Source organism: Nostoc sp. PCC 9305 (assembly GCF_963920915.1).
GTDB lineage: Bacteria > Cyanobacteriota > Cyanobacteriia > Cyanobacteriales > Nostocaceae > Nostoc.
This window is the reverse complement of record NZ_CAWUDN010000041.1, coordinates 30,775-50,301: the sequence shown is the minus strand read 5'-3', so window position 1 is coordinate 50,301 and position 19,527 is coordinate 30,775. Positions and strand designations below refer to the sequence as shown.

Annotated in this window: 18 protein-coding genes; 11 read left to right on the top strand and 7 right to left on the bottom strand. The window is 42.2% G+C overall.

Annotated features, from left to right (window positions below; genetic code table 11):
* Positions 1-8 precede the first annotated feature (8 nt).
* The 8 genes from ACM0OX_RS17110 to ACM0OX_RS17075 all read left to right on the top strand — a co-directional run bounded on the left by ACM0OX_RS17110 (position 9) and on the right by ACM0OX_RS17075 (position 8,782).
* Positions 9-572, top strand: a complete 564-nt coding sequence (locus ACM0OX_RS17110) for a hypothetical protein (RefSeq protein ID WP_414516303.1) — start codon at positions 9-11, stop codon at positions 570-572.
* A gap of 179 nt (positions 573-751) precedes the next feature.
* Positions 752-2,485: a VgrG-related protein gene (locus ACM0OX_RS17105; RefSeq protein ID WP_414516302.1), complete on the top strand. Its 1,734-nt coding sequence runs from the start codon at positions 752-754 to the stop codon at positions 2,483-2,485.
* A gap of 117 nt (positions 2,486-2,602) precedes the next feature.
* Positions 2,603-3,100 (top strand): PAAR domain-containing protein, encoded by a 498-nt coding sequence (locus ACM0OX_RS17100; protein ID WP_414516301.1) that lies wholly within the window; start codon positions 2,603-2,605, stop codon positions 3,098-3,100.
* Positions 3,101-3,138: 38 nt separating this feature from the next.
* Positions 3,139-3,525, top strand: a complete 387-nt coding sequence (locus ACM0OX_RS17095; RefSeq protein WP_414516300.1) for a four helix bundle protein — start codon at positions 3,139-3,141, stop codon at positions 3,523-3,525.
* A gap of 166 nt (positions 3,526-3,691) precedes the next feature.
* Positions 3,692-4,105 (top strand): GPW/gp25 family protein, encoded by a 414-nt coding sequence (locus ACM0OX_RS17090; protein ID WP_414516299.1) that lies wholly within the window; start codon positions 3,692-3,694, stop codon positions 4,103-4,105.
* 99 nt (positions 4,106-4,204) lie between these two features.
* Positions 4,205-6,400, top strand: a complete 2,196-nt coding sequence (locus ACM0OX_RS17085) for a putative baseplate assembly protein (RefSeq protein WP_414516298.1) — start codon at positions 4,205-4,207, stop codon at positions 6,398-6,400.
* 59 nt (positions 6,401-6,459) lie between these two features.
* Positions 6,460-7,491: a phage tail protein gene (locus ACM0OX_RS17080; protein WP_414516297.1), complete on the top strand. Its 1,032-nt coding sequence runs from the start codon at positions 6,460-6,462 to the stop codon at positions 7,489-7,491.
* 91 nt (positions 7,492-7,582) lie between these two features.
* Entirely contained in the window at positions 7,583-8,782 is a 1,200-nt protein-coding gene (locus tag ACM0OX_RS17075) for a DUF4159 domain-containing protein (protein ID WP_414516296.1), read from the top strand.
* Positions 8,783-8,812: 30 nt separating this feature from the next.
* Here ACM0OX_RS17075 and ACM0OX_RS17070 read toward each other — a convergent pair whose 3' ends face one another.
* The 5 genes from ACM0OX_RS17070 to serA all read right to left on the bottom strand — a co-directional run bounded on the left by ACM0OX_RS17070 (position 8,813) and on the right by serA (position 13,712).
* Positions 8,813-9,256 carry a type II toxin-antitoxin system VapC family toxin gene (locus ACM0OX_RS17070; RefSeq protein ID WP_414516295.1) on the bottom strand — a complete coding sequence of 148 codons (444 nt, stop codon included), beginning with the start codon at positions 9,254-9,256 and terminating at the stop codon, positions 8,813-8,815.
* On the bottom strand, positions 9,256-9,525 hold the full coding sequence (locus ACM0OX_RS17065; protein ID WP_414516313.1) for a hypothetical protein: 270 nt from the start codon (positions 9,523-9,525) through the stop codon (positions 9,256-9,258). The genes ACM0OX_RS17070 and ACM0OX_RS17065 overlap by 1 nt, the downstream gene beginning before the upstream one ends.
* 178 nt (positions 9,526-9,703) lie before the next feature.
* Positions 9,704-10,981 (bottom strand): hypothetical protein, encoded by a 1,278-nt coding sequence (locus ACM0OX_RS17060; protein WP_414516294.1) that lies wholly within the window; start codon positions 10,979-10,981, stop codon positions 9,704-9,706.
* Positions 10,982-11,093: 112 nt separating this feature from the next.
* Positions 11,094-12,014: a 50S ribosomal protein L11 methyltransferase gene (gene prmA / locus ACM0OX_RS17055; RefSeq protein WP_414516293.1), complete on the bottom strand. Its 921-nt coding sequence runs from the start codon at positions 12,012-12,014 to the stop codon at positions 11,094-11,096.
* A 117-nt stretch (positions 12,015-12,131) separates the two neighbouring features.
* On the bottom strand, positions 12,132-13,712 hold the full coding sequence (serA, locus tag ACM0OX_RS17050; RefSeq protein ID WP_335044611.1) for a phosphoglycerate dehydrogenase: 1,581 nt from the start codon (positions 13,710-13,712) through the stop codon (positions 12,132-12,134).
* Positions 13,713-14,585: 873 nt separating this feature from the next.
* Here serA and ACM0OX_RS17045 point away from each other — a divergent pair.
* The 3 genes from ACM0OX_RS17045 to ACM0OX_RS17035 all read left to right on the top strand — a co-directional run bounded on the left by ACM0OX_RS17045 (position 14,586) and on the right by ACM0OX_RS17035 (position 17,488).
* On the top strand, positions 14,586-14,783 hold the full coding sequence (locus ACM0OX_RS17045; protein WP_094350974.1) for a hypothetical protein: 198 nt from the start codon (positions 14,586-14,588) through the stop codon (positions 14,781-14,783).
* Between the two features lie 20 nt (positions 14,784-14,803).
* Positions 14,804-16,453: a PRC-barrel domain-containing protein gene (locus ACM0OX_RS17040; protein ID WP_414516292.1), complete on the top strand. Its 1,650-nt coding sequence runs from the start codon at positions 14,804-14,806 to the stop codon at positions 16,451-16,453.
* Between the two features lie 315 nt (positions 16,454-16,768).
* Entirely contained in the window at positions 16,769-17,488 is a 720-nt protein-coding gene (locus ACM0OX_RS17035; RefSeq protein ID WP_414516291.1) for a Uma2 family endonuclease, read from the top strand.
* 104 nt (positions 17,489-17,592) lie between these two features.
* Here ACM0OX_RS17035 and ACM0OX_RS17030 read toward each other — a convergent pair whose 3' ends face one another.
* Together ACM0OX_RS17030 and ACM0OX_RS17025 are read right to left on the bottom strand one after the other, a co-directional pair.
* Positions 17,593-18,447: a bifunctional class I SAM-dependent methyltransferase/HIT family protein gene (locus ACM0OX_RS17030; protein ID WP_414516290.1), complete on the bottom strand. Its 855-nt coding sequence runs from the start codon at positions 18,445-18,447 to the stop codon at positions 17,593-17,595.
* Between the two features lie 98 nt (positions 18,448-18,545).
* On the bottom strand, positions 18,546-19,382 hold the full coding sequence (locus ACM0OX_RS17025; protein WP_414516312.1) for a Uma2 family endonuclease: 837 nt from the start codon (positions 19,380-19,382) through the stop codon (positions 18,546-18,548).
* Positions 19,383-19,527: the final 145 nt, after the last annotated feature.

Here is a 19,527-nt window from a genome sequence, read left to right as displayed (position 1 = left end):
ATATTCAAATGGCAAGTCCAGCAATTATTGTTATTCAAAAACGTCAACCGCAACTTGAGAAAGCCAAACTTGTAGCTTATAACGGTGAAGCGCCAGATATTGAATTAATGTTTAATCCTACAGATATTACTTTCGCTCGGACTGTTAAGTGGGAAAGTAAGGATGGTAATAGAGGAACTACTCTACTTCCGAAAGTAAACTTTTCTGGCGTTGAACCTTACAAATTTACACTTAAACAGTTACTTTATGATACTTATGAAACCAAAGAGTCGGTGATGAAAAAATATATAGATAATATTAAAAAAGGTGTAGAAACTATCAGTAAAGCAACTGATAAGCGACCACCTGTTTACATATTTACATGGGGAAATGAGTATTTTTATTGTGTAATTACGAGTTTGACCTACACTTTAAATATGTTTTTGAGTGATGGTACACCAGTAAGGGCACTGGTAGATATAGCCTTGCAAGAAGTAGATAAGAATAACCTTCCTGGAGGACGTGAATCTGCTTCTACAGGTAATGCTCGTGCGGGAGATCAAAAGGGACAAACACTGAGTAAGACAAAATAAGTAATACCAATTGGAAAAAAGAATACGACAAATAGACCATTTGTAGAGATGCGATTCATCGCGTCTTTAGCCAAGGATGTGTTGCAATTATTAATTGAATAGGTATAAAGTGACAAATTAGTATTTACTTTCTCATTAAAAGCTGCTCTGAACATTTCATAAGTTATAAAGTCATAATTATGCCTCCTAAAAAAAGCCTTTATTTAAGCGAACCTAAAATACAGATAGATGGAAAACAGGCTTCTCCTGAATTAATGAAGGATTTGTTGCAAATCACAATCGAAGAAAGCCTTCATTTACCAGCAATGTTTACGCTAGTAATCCATAACAGCTATATTCCCGCATCTGACCGACCAGAAAACAAGGCTTGGCGACATGAGCCTTTATTTAAGATTGGGAAAAAAGTGAAATTGGGTTTTACTTCGAGTACTACTCTAGATAATAACTTTCAAGAGGAGGTAGGAGAATTCCTTATTGAAGGCGAAATTACAGCGATGGAAGTTCACTTCAATGAAAAATCTGAAGCTGATATTATTGTTCGCGGTTATGACATTTCTCATCGTCTGCACAGAGGTCGTTATAATCGCTCTTTTTTAAATAAAACTGATAGCGATATAGTCAAGCAAATAGTTAAAGAAGTAGGCATCAACCCTGGCAATATAGAGGCAACTGGTGAAGTTCATAAGTATGTCTTTCAAGAAAATCAAACTAATATGGAGTTTTTGCGAGAAAGGGCTGCTCGCATTGGTTTTGAATTATTTATTACAGAGGAAAAGCTCAATTTTTGCAAACCAAAAACTCAGGGAGCTTTATCACTAAAATGGCTAGTTGATATTAATAAATTTAGTACTCGTGTTACCAGTGCTGAACAGATAAGTTCTGTAGAAGTACGCGCCTGGGATTATACCCAGAAACAATTGATTAGTGGAACAGCCAAGAAAGAGAAGTCAATCACCGAGACAGGTAATCAGCTAGGAAGTAGTACTAGTAATGCATTTTCTAATCTTAAATCTCCCAAAATGATTGTTGTAGATAAACCTGTTGCCAGCAAAAAACAAGCAGAGACGATGGCTCAGGCTTTGTGTGATGAACTAGGGGGAGAATTTGTTTATGCAGATGCCAAAGCAGAAGGGAATCCTGAGATTCGTCCGGGACGGGTTATTAATCTTCAGGGTATGGGCGATCGCTATAGTGGTAAGTATTATGTTACAGAAACCCGCCATTTCTTCAGTCAGCGCGTTTATGAAACTTATTTCAGTGTGCGGGGACTACGTTCTGGTAGCTTATTCACAACTCTATCTCCAGAAAAACGTCTCCAGCCATCTGAGACTTTATTAGTCGGAATTGTGACTGATAATAAAGACCCACAGGCATGGGGTAGGGTGAAGGTTAAGTTTCCCACTCTCACAGAAGAACATACAAGTGACTGGGCGAGAGTTGTAGCTGTGGGAGCAGGTCAAAATAGAGGTTTCGACTGTTTACCAGAGGTAAACGATGAAGTTTTAGTAGGTTTTGAACATGGCGATATCCACCGTCCTTATGTAATTGGTGGGGTATGGAATGGTAAGGACGCACCACCGGAAAAGGTGACTGACTCGGTTACAAGTGGTGTAAGATTACGCACCATTAAAACTCGTGTAGGTCATACTCTACAGTTTGTTGAAGAAGATAAAGGAACTAGCAAAAAAGGTATTCGTGTAGAAACTGAATACGGTCACAAAATATATCTTAATGACAGTCAAAGGTGTATAGAGATTGAAACCAAAGGCGGTCATAGAATCAAAATGGACGATATGGGGAAATCTGTTTCAGTGAAATCAACAGGTAATATGTCATTAGATGCTGCCGGCAATATCGATATTTCAGCCAACGGCGTGATTACAGTTAAAGGTGCGATGATTCGCCTTAATTAATTTTCTATGTTTTTTCTCAGCGCTCTCTGTGCCTCTGTGGTTTAAAAGTAATTTATCTAACCACAGAGACGCAGAGAACACAGAGGCAAGAGATTAAAGACACTATAGGAGGTTGTGATGGGTAGACCAGCAGCAAGAATTACTGACAATGTGGCGCATCCCTTGCCCCCAGTTTTGACAGGAGGGCCGGGTAGTCCCAATGTCTTGATTGGGTCTTTACCTGCGTGGCGGGGTGTGCTTGCTGCCGCAGTACCAGGTTTGCAGTCCGCCAAAACATCTTCTGATGCAGCTATCAAAGCGGCTGAGGCTGCTACTTTAGCGGCGGCTGGTACGCCAGGGGCACCTGCTGCCTTAGCTGCCGAACAAACTACAAAGGCAACATCAGCTGCTACTATGGGTAGTGCAATTACCGCCGCTGCTGCTGGTGCTGATATTCATAATTGCGCCACACCTTTACCCGTCCCTCCTCACGGCCCTGGGGTTGTGATTGACGGTAGTCAGACAGTGCTGATTAACAATCTGCCTGCCTCTCGCATGGGCGATACTGTTTTAGAAGCATTAGGCCCGCCGAATAAAATTATCAAAGGTAATCCCACTGTTTTGATTGGCGGCTGATTGGAGAGGCAGGGAGCAGGGGGCAGGGAGCAGGGGGAATGGAAAAAGAACCAATTAAAAGTCATGAAGACTTGGAAGTATACAAAATGGCATTTGATACAGCCATGAAAATATTTGAACTATCCAAGAAGTTTCCTGTAGAAGAGAGATATTCGTTGACCGACCAAATTCGTAGATCGTCACGTTCTGTATGTGCAAATCTAGCGGAAGCATGGAGAAAACGTCGATATGAAGCTGCTTTTGTAGCTAAGTTAAATGATTCGGAAGCAGAGGCAGCAGAGACTCAGACTTGGTTAAAATTTGCTGTCAAGTGTAGTTATTTAGATGTTGATACAGGTAGAGAACTTTATGGAAATTACAACCGAGTTTTAGGCATTCTAGTAATCATAATTAACAATCTATCCCCCTGGCTCATAAAACGCTAATTATCCATCATCTCCCTGCCCCTTGCCCCTTGCCCCTTGCCCCTTGCCCCTTGCCCCCTGCCCCCTGCCTCCTGCCTCCTCAACCTCGACCTTTGGCGAATAGGCTTAAACACTTTGTGCCGATATCTTTGAAGATATCCATGTAACAGCTGTCTAAGTGCCAGATATGGTTTACGGTCGTCAACGAGCCTATTTGGGAACAGGTTGGGCTTATCCACTGCATTTAAGTGTGCAAGGTGGGATACAACTTAGCCGTGAAGATCAAAAAGTTAAAGAATCTATTTGGATTATCCTCCGCACGGGAGTAGGTGAGCGGGTTTATCGACCTACCTTTGGTTCGCGCTTGTCGGAACTGGCGTTTGCACCTTTGAATAGCGATACCCTACTGCGAATCCGTCTTTATGTTTTGGAAGCTTTAGAAGTTTGGGAACCACGCATTACCATTGATGAAGTTGTCACCGATCCTGACCCTGTGCGTGGCAGAGTAGACATCATCATCAATTATCGACTCAAAGACAGTCCCGATATTTATAGTTTTGTTTATCCTTATTATTTGGTTTCAGCTGGGGAGGAATCGTGATACCAATTAAAAATTAAGAATTAAAAATTAAAAATTGAGAATCTAAATTTTATCTGGGTTTCTAGGCTTGTATCTGTCACATTCTTTTTTAAAATTGGTATGAACTTTGACTTTTTACCGAAATTACCTTCTTCCAATTTAGACGATCGCGCCTTCGATGATTTGGTGGAAGAATGTATTATGCGTATTCCTCGCTACTGTCCAGAATGGACTGACCACAACCTCAGCGACCCAGGAATTACGCTAATTGAGTTATTTGCTTGGTTAACTGACCAGATGTTGCTCAGATTTAACCAAGTACCCCGAAAAAATTATGTCGCTTTCTTAGAATTACTGGGTATTCGTCTCCAGCCTCCCGCACCAGCCCGCACGGAATTAACTTTTTATTTAAGCGCTGCACTACCTGAAGCCTACACGATTCCCGCAGGATTAGAAGCTTCAACTATCCGCACTGAAACTACAGAAGCGATTACCTTCAGCACAGATTCTCCTCTAATTATCGGCAAACCCCGCATCCAACATTTCTTAACTGCCCAAACTACCGAAGATATTCCCCAATCTCTGCGCGAAAGAGTCACAACTTCCTGGACTCGTCAATCTAACGGTTACTGGACAGGTAATGAACAACCGATTTTTGAAGAAGAACCTCAGCCTGGTAACTGCTTTTATTTAGCGATTAATTCTGACGATCCACTAGATGCTAATGTTTTAGAAATTATTTTCCAAGGGGCTGCGGCTACTCCTGCTGGGATTAACCCCAATCAACCACCCCGCAAGTGGTCAGCCTGGGATGGGGAAAATTGGCAGCCGGTTTTATTACAAGAGTCAGATGATAAAACTCGCGGTTTCAGTTTTTATGAAATTGCTCAACAGGGTGGAAACCCGTCTCAAGGTGCAGAGGTACGTTTGCATCTACCGCAGATTTGGCCTGTGGCTAATTTTACCTCTTACCGAGGTCGCTGGTTGCGCTGTAGCTTTGTTTCGACAGAAGCAAATGAAACTGGTTACAATCGTCCACCAAGGATTATTGGTTTAGCAGTGCAGTCAATTGGCGGTACTGTTAGGGCTAGTCACAGTACGCTGATTCAAGATGAGCGATTGGGAATTAGTGATGGTACACCCGGTCAGAGTTTCCAGTTACAAACAGCACCAATTTTAGAACGCCGAGAAAATGAGTATATTTTAGTTACTCCCGCTGGTGGTTTGCCGCAAAAGTGGACTGAGGTGAGAGATTTTGCTGATTCTGGCCCGCATAACTTCCATTACACCATCGATTCCATCACTGGTACAATCCAATTTGGGCCGCTGATTCGGGAACCTAGCCAACTTAAACAACAAACACAGGTAAGGACGCGAATTCAGCAACCATCACTAGATGACACATCTGTACAAGTTCTGGATAATAACCAATCTGAACACCAATATGGGGCGATTCCTCCCCGTGGCTCAGAAATTAGAATGGTTACTTATCGTACAGGCGGCGGTAGAGAAGGCAATGTGCAAACTGGGGCAATCCAGTTTTTGAAGTCTGCGTATCCTTATATTGCTAGTGTGGTCAACCGTGTACCAGCAATCAATGGGGCAGATGCCGAATCGCTGGAACAAGCTGTGATCAAGGCTCCCCGCATCCTCCGCACACGCGATCGCGCCGTCACTGCCGAAGATTTTGAAGTTTTAACTCAACAGGCGGGTGCTGGTGCGATCGCACGCGTCCGGTGTTTGTCAGCGAATTCTCGTAGACAAGCTGGTATAGTTAGTTTACTGGTAGTTCCTTATGCAAACACAGATGCGATCGCTCAAGGTGATGGCATGACACCAGAAGAATTTGCCCTCAGTAATGCCCTGCAAGAGCAAATTTTGAGTTATTTAGATGAAAGACGCTTATTAGGGGTACAAATAGAATTACAAGAGCCGAATTATGTAGGTGTTTCTGTACAAACAGAAGTTGCTTTAGAGCCAGCATACAACAACCCTTTTGCCAGCGAGGAAGTTCGCCGGAATTTAAGGCGATCGCTATATAAATATCTAAATCCCTTAACTGGAGGAATTGACGGCAAAGGTTGGCCTTTTGGACGACCAGTTTATACATCAGATATTGTGGTATTACTGCAACAAACCCCAGGCGTGCGTCATTTAGGCCCCGTTCTACTGTTTCCCATCCGCAAGCAAGGGGAAGTTTGGAGACGACAACCATCCCCAGAACAATTGATTGACCCAGGATCAGAAGGTTTGATATGTTCTTGGGCTGATACAAATCTGCGTTCAAATCATGACATTCAAATCATTAATCGCTGATTTCATTTGTCAGTAGTTATTCTTCCCCCTGCCTCTTCTTACCCCCAATCCCCAATCCTATGGTTCAAAGTCGCTCTAGTCCAGCTGTAAGCATTCAATTAACGCCAATGCAAATTCCCGAAGCTTTACCTGTGGCAGGTTTAGCATTTGCAAATGCAGAAAACATCGATGTGGCTGGACGTAGTTTACTCTTGCATCCTGGACATCCCAGCGAGATGATTGTGCAAGTGCAAAACTTAGAACAACGTCCTTTGCGGGTAAACTTAAGCGTTGAAGGAAACTTCCCAACTGAATGGTGTCAGATTGGCACAGAAGGAAGTGAAATACCGCCTCGTGGACAAATGGATGCTGTTCTCTACTTCTCAATTCCCGACACATTTTTTGAAGATCAGGAGGCAATTTTCCCTGGAAAACAAGACAAACTAACACTCAATTTTCGCAGCCTAATTACCCTACATATAGATCCAGGCACGGACAACGAACAAATCGAGAGAAGCGAGTATTTCGATTTATATATCCGTCCCTACACTGCCTACATGGAATTCTTGCCAATTTTGTATCGAGAAGTGGACTTTATTGGTCGCTTCATGAAAATATTTGAGCAAGCTTTTCAACCAATAGTTAATAGTTACAATGTCATGTGGGCAAACCTCGATCCCTTGACAGCACCGCAGGCACTACTACCATTTATGGCTCATTGGGTTGCTTGGCAAGTAGATTCTGTTTGGGATCTCCAGCAACAACGCCGTTTAATTCGCCGAGCCGTAGAACTTTATCGCTGGCGAGGAACTCGTAAAGGATTGCGTCTTTACTTGCATCTTTATACTGGTTTACCGCTAGACGAACATTTACCAAATGAAGCTGATAAACATATTAGTATTACCGAACCTTTTGGCCCAAGTTTCATTATCGGAGATGCACAATTAGGAAATGCAGTTTTAGCAGGTGGACAACCATATCATTTTATAGTGCGTTTACGTTCAAATATTTCTAGTGGCATCATCAACGAAGAACTTATTCAAAGAATCATAGAACAAGAAAAACCTGCTTTTTGCACCTATGAATTATCTATCGAAAATCCCTCTAATTAAATAATTCGTAGTTCGTAATTCGTAATTCGTAGTTAAGTAAAATTAAACAGACTTTTAATCTAAAATCCAAAATCTAAAATCCAAAATTGCTATGTCTCATCCTTTCCCTCCACCACCAATTAAATCCTTTGAACGCTTGCAAGCCGCAGACGGCTTACTAATCAATGCGGAACGTTGGCGCACAGCCCATGAATATCACCGTAATCGGCAAAATGCTCAATATCAAAGTTTAAACCAACCGGGAATTGTCTGCGGTTTGGGCGTGCGAGATGTAACTGCCCCAAGCCAAGTAGAAGCTAGATATCGAGATGGACGTTGGGTGCAAATTCAACCTGGGATTGCAATTGATTTAGCAGGTAATCTAATTGTTGTACCGACTTCTTATGATTTTCCCATTGATATAGAAGTAGTAAGTTCTGAACCGCTCACGATCTACTTAGTAGTTAGCTATGTAGACCCCGATGAATTGCGACGCGGACAGCAAAGAGATATTGTTCAAGAAACTTATCGAATTGACCAAATAAACTCTACACCAGCCAGTTCAGAAATAGAAATATGTCGAATACTCCTACAACCAGGACATACTGACATTACCCAACCTGCGGATGCTTTTTTCCCTGGATATAATAATATTGATTTGCGCTATCGTCGTCAGGCACAAATGCGTCCTCAAGCACTTGTATGTATGGCGCAGGCGACTCATAGCGATCCAGAATGTGCGCGTAATTTTTTCAGCCTTTCATATTTATTACAAGCAGTAGAACCCCTATATCCAAGTTTGCGAGGTGCTGATGAACCAGGTCAGGTTTCTTTAGCAGAAAATATCCAAGATTATGACATCCTTTATCTCACAGGTGGACAGGCTATATCTTTAAATAGTCTGGAATTTGAATCTCTCAGAAATTATTTAAATTTAGGTGGTGTACTTTTTGTTGATGCACCAACAAATGCTAATCCTTTGATTGAGAGTACTCAAGCTTTGGCACAACAGTTAGAGAGTCCTTTAAGACCTTTAGAAGAATTACAACGGAGTCATCCTTTAAGAACAAAACCTTTCTTATTCGCGGCCTTGCCAATGGTTAATCAACAGCAGATAAAACTGTTAATTGGTGGAGGAATTATTTTAGCAATTGGAGATTTAGCAACTGCTTGGGGGTTGGATAGAGATTTGAGTTTACCCAGATTGACCATTCGGACAGCTCAGGAATTAGGCATTAATATTCTTCATTATGCTTGGAAGCGGCGACAGTTAATTGGGTTGCAACAGGAAGATAATTCCGGGCAGTGGTGAAAGGCAAGTTAGTAAGCTGGATATTGCTGTTCAAACCCAAGACTCTAAAGCGAAAGGGCGAACCTGGTAAATACGTTGGAAATCATTGTCCGTTGAGACTACTGTGAGGTTGTAGTGAATTGCAGTAGCTGCTATCCAAAGGTCGTTATCCCCAAAGCCCAGAGTCTGTATGTTGAATTTTCGTCGCTCGGCTTTCTCTTTAGGGCCAAATGCGTTGACAAGTGTGCCTTTGAGATCGCCGTAAATGTCTGAGATTGGTAGATTAATCGGGTAAAGGTCGATAGTGTTTAGAAAAGCCTTAATCCGTTCGAGGTTGGCGGCTTTTTGTTCAGATTTGGCTGCCATATAAAGTAGTTCTCCACAGACAATGACACTGGTGCCAACGCCCGTTTCGCTATGGGCTTGTAGCTGTTGCATGAGATTGGGTTCACCGAAAATGATGCGACTACAGTGATTAGTGTCAAGCAGATACATCAGAATTCAGCCTGTGAGCGGGTGTCATAAACAGACTGGAGACATTTTTCAAAGTCATCACCTTGCCAGGTACCAGCAAATTTCAGCAAATCTTTAGCTTTGGAGCCACGCAGTATTGGTTCCCCGTCTTGGATAATGGCACTTGCTGGTTTAATACCAGAGCTATTTTTTCTGGTTTTGAGATATTCAAGATAGTCGAGAGTTTCCTCTAGAATCGATTCTGGAGCGGTTTCGATCGCAGCAATGAGTTGTTCCTTAATAGTGGTCATGGGGGCACTGAAAGATTGATTCTGGATATCTTGATTCTGCATCATTTCCCACCATTATTTCTGAAACCAAAGATAGCGATGCCTGCGGTGGTAACAGAGCTTGCGTTGCCCTGAGCTTTGTCGTACCCCTACTGCCAAAATTTTTGAGCAATTTCCACACTACAATATCGAGTTGGAATTATTGAGTTTGATTGTTTGCGATCGCACTATTATTTTTATCGTGTTCAAGTTCTCTCATTAGAGAATCAAAACCACTGGTATTGTTTCCGCTTTGGGCAAATAAAGACCGAATTTTATTGATTATCACACTCATACTATTCGAGAAAAACTGACCGAGATTATTAACAAAGTTTTTCAGTTTTTCAAATATCGAAACCTCTACAGTGGAATACTTATTAACAATTGGATATACAATTTTTCCTTTTTCTGTTTGATAGTATTCTTGTTCAGGCATCAACATTGATGTGAGTGGTTGCACCTGTTTTGCCATATCAGCTTCGGTTCGTTTATTGCTGAGGAATAAAACATCATAAATTTTCCCATTCCAGCTAGCCCAATAATGGTTTTGGAAAAACCATCGTTTTCCATCATCACAATTAGGCTTTTTCCCTTGGTATGGGGTTAGTCCAGCTTCACTCAAAAAAGGTTTAGCGATACTTTCAATTGTTACTTTTTCAATGCCAAAATATTCTTCTGCAACTTTTTTAAAAGTACGAGCTAATGTCTGACAATCTCCTTCTGGAGAGCCTTTTAAGAGCGTTTCTGGACTCTTGCTCACCATTGTGTATTGAAATTGGATATTTACAAAGTTTTTGAAAAGTTGTTCCAGTATTTTATCTTGTGGTAATTTGTCATCTATACCATTGACTAGTGTTTTGGCTAGTGAATATTCTTGTAGAAATTTTTGTTTTTTATCTGCTGAGTTATTTGCTGCTAATATTTCTTCAGACTTTGCTTGTTCGTTCTTATTAGCTGGTATCGTCTGTTGTGCGTCCTGATTTTGCAGAGGAGATCGATTAATTTGGTTGACTACAGAAGTAGCGACACTATCCGCCTCTTGCTCATATCGATCTCCTGATTGACCAATAGTCAGTTTTGGCTGTATTTCTCCTATTGACAAGCTATCAGCACGTTTTATCGCCATTTTGCTCAGGTTATGACCAAACTGCGAAGAGTGTTCCTTCCCTTGCTGCAAAGACTCACTCATCTTTGTTTGCAAGACAGTGAGTCGCTCTTGTCCCTCTGGCGTAATCGTGCCATGCTTGGCTTGTATTTGGAGTTTCGTTGCCTCAAACTGATATTGTTGAAATTTATGATTTTCTACCTTTGCCTGTACTATAGGCTTGCTGGAGCCAAATTGAGAGTGGTTAGTTAATAAATGCGCTCGCAACTGACTTTGCTCTGACGAATAAGCGGATGAGTCAGCTTTTTTGTGGATTTGTAGCCGTTCTTTCATCGCTAGTTTCAAAAGTCAATAGTGGGTAATCTATATATTATGTCACTTACTTAAAGATCCCCGACTTCTTTAAGAAGTCGGGGATCTGCGGATTGCGATAATTTCTACTGGGTTAAGAACGCCGTACATTCAAGCAACACCATTCTTTGCGTTTCCACAGGGTAGCAACAACCCAGCCATTTTCTTCTAAAGCGTCAGCAACAGCTTTAGATTGTTCTAGTAAAATACCACTGAAGATTGCCCAAGTTTCAGGTTTAGCGATCGCACTCATTTCTGGAATCAATTCAATAATCACATGAGCCAAAATATTGCAGACAATACCATCCACTGGGCTTGCAATTAGTTTTGTCAAAACGTCTACACTTCCCAGTGCAGGTAGTAAACGTTCTGGGTTAATATCATTCAGCGCACCATTACTGATAGTTGATTGCACCGCCAAAGGGTCATTATCTACTGCATAGACTTTCTCTGCACCCAGTAACAGCGCCCCAATGGAAAGGATACCAGAACCACAGCCAATATCCGCAATTACCAGATGTTCATGTTTGCCACTATTACCCACAAACGACTGCGAAACTCCACTTAGCCGCATTTCCAGGGATTCCAAACATAGCTGAGTGGTGGCATGGTTGCCTGTACCAAATGCTACACCAGGATCGAGGCGAATTACTAACCGTTCCGTTGTTTCTGGTAATGGTAGCCAAGCGGGGTTAATTAGGAAGCGATCGCCTATTTCCTGCGGATGCCAATATTGTTTCCAGCTAGTTGCCCAATCTTCCTCGTCAATTAACTGCCATTGCAAAGAAGGAGATGGAACTCCTACACAGAGGGCATCTTGACGCAGCCATAGCGACAGCGCTGCCAAATCTAGCAGCTGCGTTTGAATTGTCGGCAGATAAGCCCTGACTAAAGATGAATTTCCTTTATTTTCACTAGCTGTACCACGACAGCCAAAATCTTCCAGTCGCCAAAAGATCGATTCTTCTAGGTCTGGCTCACATAAAATATTCAGTTCCCACCAGGTGTTTGCCATTTTTGAGTGCTGAGTTTAACAGAGTTATGAGTTAGGAGTTAGGAGTTAGGAGTTAGGAGTTCTCCTGTTTAACTTCTAACTCCTCACTATTCACTCCTAACTTTTTTCACTCAGCACTCATAGTGTTACTGTATAAGCGTCTCGGATACCAGGGACTTTTATAATCTCATCCAAAATGCCCTCTGGTAAAGGGTCATCTATACTCAGAGCCATGACGGCATCACCACGGACGATTTTACGACCTACTTGCATACTGGCAATATTCACATTAAAACTGCCGAGTAGGGAACCAAGTTTGCCGATGATCCCCGGCATATCGCGGTGCAGGGTAAACAACATATATTTGCTGGGTGGGACGTTAATCGGGAAACCATCAACGTCGGTGAGGTGGATTTCCCGCTCACCCAACAAAGCACCTGTAACAGAATGAGTACCTAAAGTACCCGTGGCTTCTAGATGCAGTGTGCCGGCATAGTCTCGAATCGAAGCATCGCGGGTTTCAATTACCCGAATTCCGCGTTCTTTGGCTTCTATGCTGGCATTTACGTAATTTACTCGTTCCCGCAAAGCTTGGTAAAGTAGTCCTTTGAGGGCAGCGACTATTAAAGGCTGACTTTTGTTAGTCGCGAGTTCCCCTTGCAGTCGAATATTGAGTACTTCCACCCTTCCACCAGCTAGCTGTCCTACCAGATTACCGAGAGTTTCTGCTAGTTGCATATAGGGTTTGAGTTCTTCCAACACATCGGGGCCGAGTCCAGGAATGTTGACGGCTGAACGTGCTGGTAGTCCTAAAAGGACATCGCGAATTTGTTCGGCAACATCAATGGCCACATTCACTTGAGCTTCTGTAGTAGAGGCTCCTAAGTGGGGAGTGAGGATAACTTCTTTACCTAGCGATCGCAATTCCGATTCACCCAGTGGTTCTGACTCGAACACATCCAAGGCTGCACCCCCAATTTTACCCGCTTTCAGAGCTGCCGCTAAAGCTACTTCATCAATGATTCCACCACGAGCGCAGTTGATAATCCGAGCTGTGGGTTTCATCTTTGCCAAGGTTGTGGCATTGATTAAGTGGGTAGTTTCTGGGGTTTTCGGGATGTGGAGGGTGATATAGTCTGCTTGCTGGAAGAGTAAATCTAGTTCCACTAACTGACAGCCAAGTTGTTCCGCTCGTTCGGTAGAAATAAATGGGTCATAAGCTAGGAGTTTCATCCCCATTGTCTTAGCTACAGCCGCAACATGGGAGCCAATTTTACCCAAACCGACAACGCCGAGAGTTTTTTTGTAGACTTCCGCGCCAACAAAGCTATTGCGATCCCACGCACCGCGTTTCACCGAGGCGTTAGCATCGGGGATGTGGCGAGACAAAGCCAAAATCATTGCTAGCGCGTGTTCAGCGGCGGCAATTGTATTTCCCTCTGGAGAATTGACTACCACAATTCCCCGGCGTGTGGCAGCGGGAACATCCACATTATCCACACCCACACCCGCACGACCGATGATTTTTAGCTGGGTGCCGGCATCAATGATTTCTTGAGTGACGCGCGTACCAGAGCGAATCATCAACGCGTCATACTCACCAATAATTGCGATCAGTTCCGCTGGTTTTAGACCTAGTTTGACATCAACGGTTGCAACTTGCGAAAGAATGTCAATTCCAGCTTGGTCAATCGAATCAGAGACAAGAACCTTAGACATGATTACTTCATTTAAAGCTACAGGTTTTGCTGCACAAGACTTTTTAGTTTAGTCTTTATCTGTCGCAATTCAGCAAAAATTATTCGTTTGAATATCGACTTAACCTTAACTTACACTATCTGGTGGTGGTATCAAAGCATTAGTTGCTTCCAGTGGATACTGCCTCCTAAGTATTTGAAGGTGAGTGGCTATTTGCATCATCCTGTCGCTAAATATAAAGCATGAATAGCACTAAGCACCGATATATTTATTAATAGTTAAGAGTTACCAAAATTTTCTCGGCTGAAGCAACTTTCTGAATGGGGTAAAAATGCCTGTATTCTTGACTGGGCTGCAACTTTAGATCGGGCAATGCTATAGACAACCACGAAACGAGCGAGTAACTATTATATCTATCAAATCTTGGCTATTTCTAAATACCACAAGTGGTATCCCTTAGTCAAAGCAAGATATTGCAACTTTTATCCCAAACAGGCGTTTAAATTTACCAACCGATCGGCTTTTGAGTTGTTCGTATCGTATATTACCAGAGTTAGCTTTTTGGTTAATTCCTCATCTTACCATAAAATGTTTGTGCAAGAGTCTAAGTAAGTCGTGAAAGCTTTCTGGGAAGTTTGATGTTCTCTTGAAGATGAATAAAGCTCAATTAACTAAAATCATCTTTTAAGTCATTCAATAATATTGAAGCTAAAACTAAAAATATTTACTTCCAAAAGCTTGAAGGCAAGGAGGATATTATCTATCTTTGGAAAAAGTTATTTTGATTTTTTTATTCCTAAAGATTCAACTTAATCAAGGCAGATTGCAGATAAAGATATGTCAATAATCTTGTATGATTTTTTCAGTAAGGTTAGCAATAACAAACAACAACAAATGCCTAGACTCGTAGGACAACGCTCTAATACTGGAGCAAATATCACCAGCTTAATCATTCTGCTCGCAATATTTGGGGTACTTTCCGAATACTTTGGTGTGATTGATATAGTTCCCGGTTTTGGACGAGAGGGACGATATTTTCAGCTGAAGTTTCAGGCGACTAACGAACAAATGATTCAACAACCAAATCAATAAAAATACCAGGGATATATATAATGCTTAAAGGTAGTGATATTATCGATAAAGTGGTCGTCACCTACGACACAGGTAAGAAAATTGTCCGAATTATAGATTTAATTTTTGATCGGGAACGCAATCAACTTTTGGGTTTTCTAGTTGCAGAGAAGGGATTGTTTCGAGACGCAAAAGTGATTCCTCTACAAGAGGTACAAGCCATCGGGTCAGATGCGATCGTAGTTAACTCGAAAGAATCTGTTGTGAAGGCACATCGTGTCCCTGTAATTAAAGAGATTCTGCACCAGAATATCGTGTTGAGAAAAAAGAGAATTCTCACTACAGAAGGACTCGACCTCGGTGGATTGGTCGATTTGTTCTTCGATGAGCATAGTGGAATGGTGGAAGGATACGAAGTTTCTGGCGGTGTATTTGCCGATGCTTATTCGGGGCGATCGTTCGTTCCTGCTAGCGAAGCACTGAAAATTGGTGATGATGTTGCCTTTGTACCTCCAGAAACTGCTCAACTGATGGAAGAACAGGTTGGTGGTATCCGAGGAGCCGTTCAGGCAACTGGAGATAAATTGCAGGACTCAGCCCAGACTACCAACCGCAGACTACAAACAGCAGCTCAAACTGTGAACGAGCAACTGCAAAGCTCGGTAGAGAAAGTAAACCGCGGGCTACAGTCAGCAAGCCAGAATGCAGGCGAGCAATTCCTTGCCGCAACTGATGCTACTAGCAGCAAACTACAAGACTTCAATCGAGATGCAACTGCTTCCCTGACAAACAATTTGGTCGCTCCTGCCGAACAAAAGGTATATGTGATTGGTAAGTGTGTGGAGCGGGATGTGCTGACTCCAGATGGAAATGTACTGCTACTAAAGGGTCAAGAAGTCACCCTCGTCAATGCAGAAGCGGGCGATCGCCTGGGTATCCTTGATGAACTCTATCGAGCCACGGGTGGCAGTCTGACTGCCAACATCAGCCGCAATTTACAAGTAGCAACAGAATCTGTTGGCAATCGAATTGGGAGCGTCACTCAGAGCAGCGCTACTAGTCTGCGTCACTCAGTTGATTCCTTGGCAGCAAATGTAGCGATCCAGCAGGCAAGAGGACGCAGAGTCCTGCGAACAGTGCGTACTGACGATGGCTTAATTATTGCGGCATCTGGACAGATTGTGACGGAATCCCTCCTCGATCGCGCTCAGATTTACGCTAAAGAAGCAGAATTGCTGAACGCTGTCGGTCTGAATCTGGCAACCGCAGTCCGTTCTACTGCAAGTGACAGATGGTTAGAAAACAAAGTTCAACTGGACGATCGAGTAAGCATCGCTCAAGAGAATCTCAACACTTTCTGGCAAGCCTTGAAAGCGAAGGCAGAAAAGTTACAAAGACGTAGCAGACGGGCAATGAAAAATCAACGGATTGAACAAGCATTGGGTCGTCCAGTTACCCGTGTCATTCTCGATCCAGAAGACAACGTGATATTGAATGTAGGTGAATTGATTACACATCGCGCCGTCAGTCAAGCTGAAACAAGTGGAGTTCTGAATATCTTACTAAGTTCGGTCTATAGCAAGGAGCCACAAATCTCTGACAAAGAGTTACGTGCTTCAGAACATGGAACGGCAGCCTTAGTACATCATGGTAATGGGCGATCGCAACTTGAATCCAAATCGCTCTTGTAACTTTGGCCATAAAATAACCAAAAAGATCAAGATGGTTATTTATCGTGTGCAAGTAAATTAGGTAGGGGACTTCCAACAAATAAATTACCCAATCTTGTGGGGTGGGCGTCTCGCCCGCCCTTGTATATTGTACATCGGCGCTCATGTTGCTCACCCCACAAGAATTAGTTGAGTATTTTTTTATTTGGAAGTCTCTAGAACAAAAATATGCACTAACGACTGAATTTCTGCGAAGACATCGCTAGCAGATAAATCGCTATAATTCTGGTGAGCCAAATAGAGCCAAATATCCTTTGAGTTTTGGGGAAACCAGCCATGTTAGAGTACAACTTGCCAAGGTACTTGCCCTCAGCCGAGGAACTACCAGACTCAGATGAAACGCCTGTGGATAATGAACTGCAAGAATTAATACCAGGCTTGCTGAAGTCGATTCTGCTGATACTTTGGGCAGAACGCATGGATTGGCTCTTTGCCATAGATATGGGTATTTATTATCACCCAGATAAACCGCCCATTGTGCCAGATGGGTTTTTGAGCTTAGGAGTAGAGCGGTTTTATGATGAGGAACTGCGTCCCAGTTATGTGCTGTGGGATGAAAATGTTGTACCGATTTTCGTCCTAGAAGTAGTTTCCCAAAATTATCGCAAGGAGTATACTACTAAATTGGCTGAATATGAGGCTTTGGGTGTACTTTATTACGTAATTTATTCCTCTCGTCGCCGCCGCAAACCGCATCTGGAAGTACATAAGTTAGTTAATGGTAAGTATCAATTGCAAGAGGGAAACCCCGTTTGGCTACCAGAAATTGGCTTAGGAATTGGTTGCGAAAGGGGAAATTATTGCGGTGTAACGCGAGAATGGATGTATTGGTATGATGAGCAAGGACAACGGTATCTCACACCCGCAGAACAAGTAAAACAAGAGACACAACGCGCTCAACAAGAAGCACAACGCGCTCAACAAGCAGAACTTCGGGTGCAACAATTGACAGAACAATTAAGAGCGTTGGGAATAGATCCAGATAATCTGGATTAACTGAAATATTTTGCAATATTTTCAACAAGACTGAAAATCAGGTTTTTCACATTTATGCATTTTACATAAATTAAGATTTGCTACTGGAAGCTATCAGTAAAAAACTATTGCTTTTTAGGAATAACGTTTCTGATTCCACTTTTAGAGCCAACAGTATCACCTTTGTAACGAGGGATAATATGAATACTGGCGTGCATAATATTTTGACCTGCGGCTCGATTGATGTTCATTCCTATATTAAAGCCATCAGGTTCAAATTCTGTTTTGAGAATTTCTTGTACTTTGTTAACCATAAACCAGCAAGCAGATTGCTCTTTAAATGGTAGTTCAAAATAACTGCCAACATGACGTTTGGGAATAATCAAAATATGTCCTTTACTTATAGGATAGCCATCAAAAATAGCATAAGCAGTTGCTGATTCAGTTAATAGTTTCAGACTTTTATGTGGATTACAGAATATACAATAATTAGATGAATTACGCTGATGATTGTAGTGAACGTACTCATATAATTCACGATGCTCATCTAAACAAAGTGAAGTAAAGGGCAGTTTGACAATACACTGATAAGTAGGTTTTTTGTGAATATAATGTTCTCTAAATCCTGCTTTTTTGATATCTCTTCTTACAGCATAATAAGCTTTACCTCCTGGTTTTAATAAATGCGATACTTCCATAAGAACATTAGTTTGTTCTTCGGTAAATAAAACATTTAAAACATAAAAGCAAATTATTGTATCAAATTTAGTATCAGGATATTCTGGAAAATAATAAGGGTCATAGCCTGTAATATCACAGCCTTTTTGGCGCAATATTTTAACATCATTACCAAGACCACAACCAAAGTCTAGTATTTTGCCTTGGAGAAGGTTTTGATTTAACAAAAACTGTCCCGGAAATGATAGATAATTTCTTTCGATCGCAGTCAGATGGCTGAACAGATTTTTTTGCTGTTTCATAGAATTTTGGTGCTGATGTCCCAAAATTATTATTCCCAGCATTTGTTTAGGTTATGCGATGTCTACGACGGGCTATGACGCTCGCGGACTCGCTACCGCTACGCTATCGGTGTCGCATCAGGGTCAATACCTAGCTCACGTAACTTAGCTGCTAATATATCAGCACGTTGGCGCTCTTGTTCGGCACGTTGGCGTTCCTGTTTAGCACGTTGGCTTTCCTGTTCAGCACATTGACGTTCTTGTTCAGCGCGTTGGCGTTCTTGTTCAGCGCGTTGGCGTTCTTGTTGGGCTTGTTCGCTGCTCCACAACAGTAAATTTCCTTCTGTATCCCACCAGCGCAGCCAATTCATGGTTTGGCATAATCTTTCACCTTGCCAAATTCCGAGAAATAACTCTAACTCAGGAATCCAGTAACGTCCATTAGCGTCTGCTTGCTGCAAAGTATATTGTCCATTTTGCAAGCAGCGTATTTCTAGACTTGGTTCGTAAGGGTCGTAGGTTACGTAGGTTGGAACTTGGAGAATCTTTTCGTAATAATAAAGTTTACCGTAGGGTGGAGTTGAGCGGACTGATAATTCTCCACCTTCTGTGTCTGAGAGAAATTCCATCACCACAGCTACAGCAGCACCTTCTAAATTTGGGGTATAGCTACGACGAACTACATTTGTTCCTACAGACTGCACTTGAGGAACGTAAAACCAGTCTGGGGCTTTGACAACGATTTTTTTGTTTACTGTGGCTACAAGTCCAAAGTTAGAGCCAATCAGCATTTGAGGTTGGATGCGTGCTGTGCTTCCCAAAGCATCGGTAAGCGCAGCTGCGATCGCAGGTTGTTGAATATTTTCCACTGGATCGTCGGGTAAAATGAAGTCGGCTGGAAGTGCTTCCCAAGTAACAATTGGTTCTTTTTGGATGGGGTTAACTTGTAGAACCATAAAATTATTCCTAATATCCATGCACAGTATATTAGTTATTTTTAACAAATCTTCAGGTAGTACAGAGGTGCGATCGCAGCATATAAATTCAGATAATCTTAAGTTTTGCATGAATAGACTCGCACTCCCTAAAAACCCAGAAATC

Excerpts from the sequence above, each read along its gene's own strand:
- ACM0OX_RS17110 (WP_414516303.1), top strand. The coding sequence starts at position 9 with ATGGCAAGTCCAGCAATTATTGTTATTCAAAAACGTCAACCGCAACTT.
- ACM0OX_RS17105 (WP_414516302.1), top strand. The coding sequence starts at position 752 with ATGCCTCCTAAAAAAAGCCTTTATTTAAGCGAACCTAAAATACAGATA.
- ACM0OX_RS17100 (WP_414516301.1), top strand. The coding sequence starts at position 2,603 with ATGGGTAGACCAGCAGCAAGAATTACTGACAATGTGGCGCATCCCTTG.
- ACM0OX_RS17095 (WP_414516300.1), top strand. The coding sequence starts at position 3,139 with ATGGAAAAAGAACCAATTAAAAGTCATGAAGACTTGGAAGTATACAAA.
- ACM0OX_RS17090 (WP_414516299.1), top strand. The coding sequence starts at position 3,692 with ATGGTTTACGGTCGTCAACGAGCCTATTTGGGAACAGGTTGGGCTTAT.
- ACM0OX_RS17085 (WP_414516298.1), top strand. The coding sequence starts at position 4,205 with ATGAACTTTGACTTTTTACCGAAATTACCTTCTTCCAATTTAGACGAT.
- ACM0OX_RS17080 (WP_414516297.1), top strand. The coding sequence starts at position 6,460 with ATGGTTCAAAGTCGCTCTAGTCCAGCTGTAAGCATTCAATTAACGCCA.
- ACM0OX_RS17075 (WP_414516296.1), top strand. The coding sequence starts at position 7,583 with ATGTCTCATCCTTTCCCTCCACCACCAATTAAATCCTTTGAACGCTTG.
- ACM0OX_RS17070 (WP_414516295.1), bottom strand. The coding sequence starts at position 9,256 with ATGTATCTGCTTGACACTAATCACTGTAGTCGCATCATTTTCGGTGAA.
- ACM0OX_RS17065 (WP_414516313.1), bottom strand. The coding sequence starts at position 9,525 with ATGACCACTATTAAGGAACAACTCATTGCTGCGATCGAAACCGCTCCA.
- ACM0OX_RS17060 (WP_414516294.1), bottom strand. The coding sequence starts at position 10,981 with ATGAAAGAACGGCTACAAATCCACAAAAAAGCTGACTCATCCGCTTAT.
- prmA (WP_414516293.1), bottom strand. The coding sequence starts at position 12,014 with ATGGCAAACACCTGGTGGGAACTGAATATTTTATGTGAGCCAGACCTA.
- serA (WP_335044611.1), bottom strand. The coding sequence starts at position 13,712 with ATGTCTAAGGTTCTTGTCTCTGATTCGATTGACCAAGCTGGAATTGAC.
- ACM0OX_RS17045 (WP_094350974.1), top strand. The coding sequence starts at position 14,586 with ATGCCTAGACTCGTAGGACAACGCTCTAATACTGGAGCAAATATCACC.
- ACM0OX_RS17040 (WP_414516292.1), top strand. The coding sequence starts at position 14,804 with ATGCTTAAAGGTAGTGATATTATCGATAAAGTGGTCGTCACCTACGAC.
- ACM0OX_RS17035 (WP_414516291.1), top strand. The coding sequence starts at position 16,769 with ATGTTAGAGTACAACTTGCCAAGGTACTTGCCCTCAGCCGAGGAACTA.
- ACM0OX_RS17030 (WP_414516290.1), bottom strand. The coding sequence starts at position 18,447 with ATGAAACAGCAAAAAAATCTGTTCAGCCATCTGACTGCGATCGAAAGA.
- ACM0OX_RS17025 (WP_414516312.1), bottom strand. The coding sequence starts at position 19,382 with ATGGTTCTACAAGTTAACCCCATCCAAAAAGAACCAATTGTTACTTGG.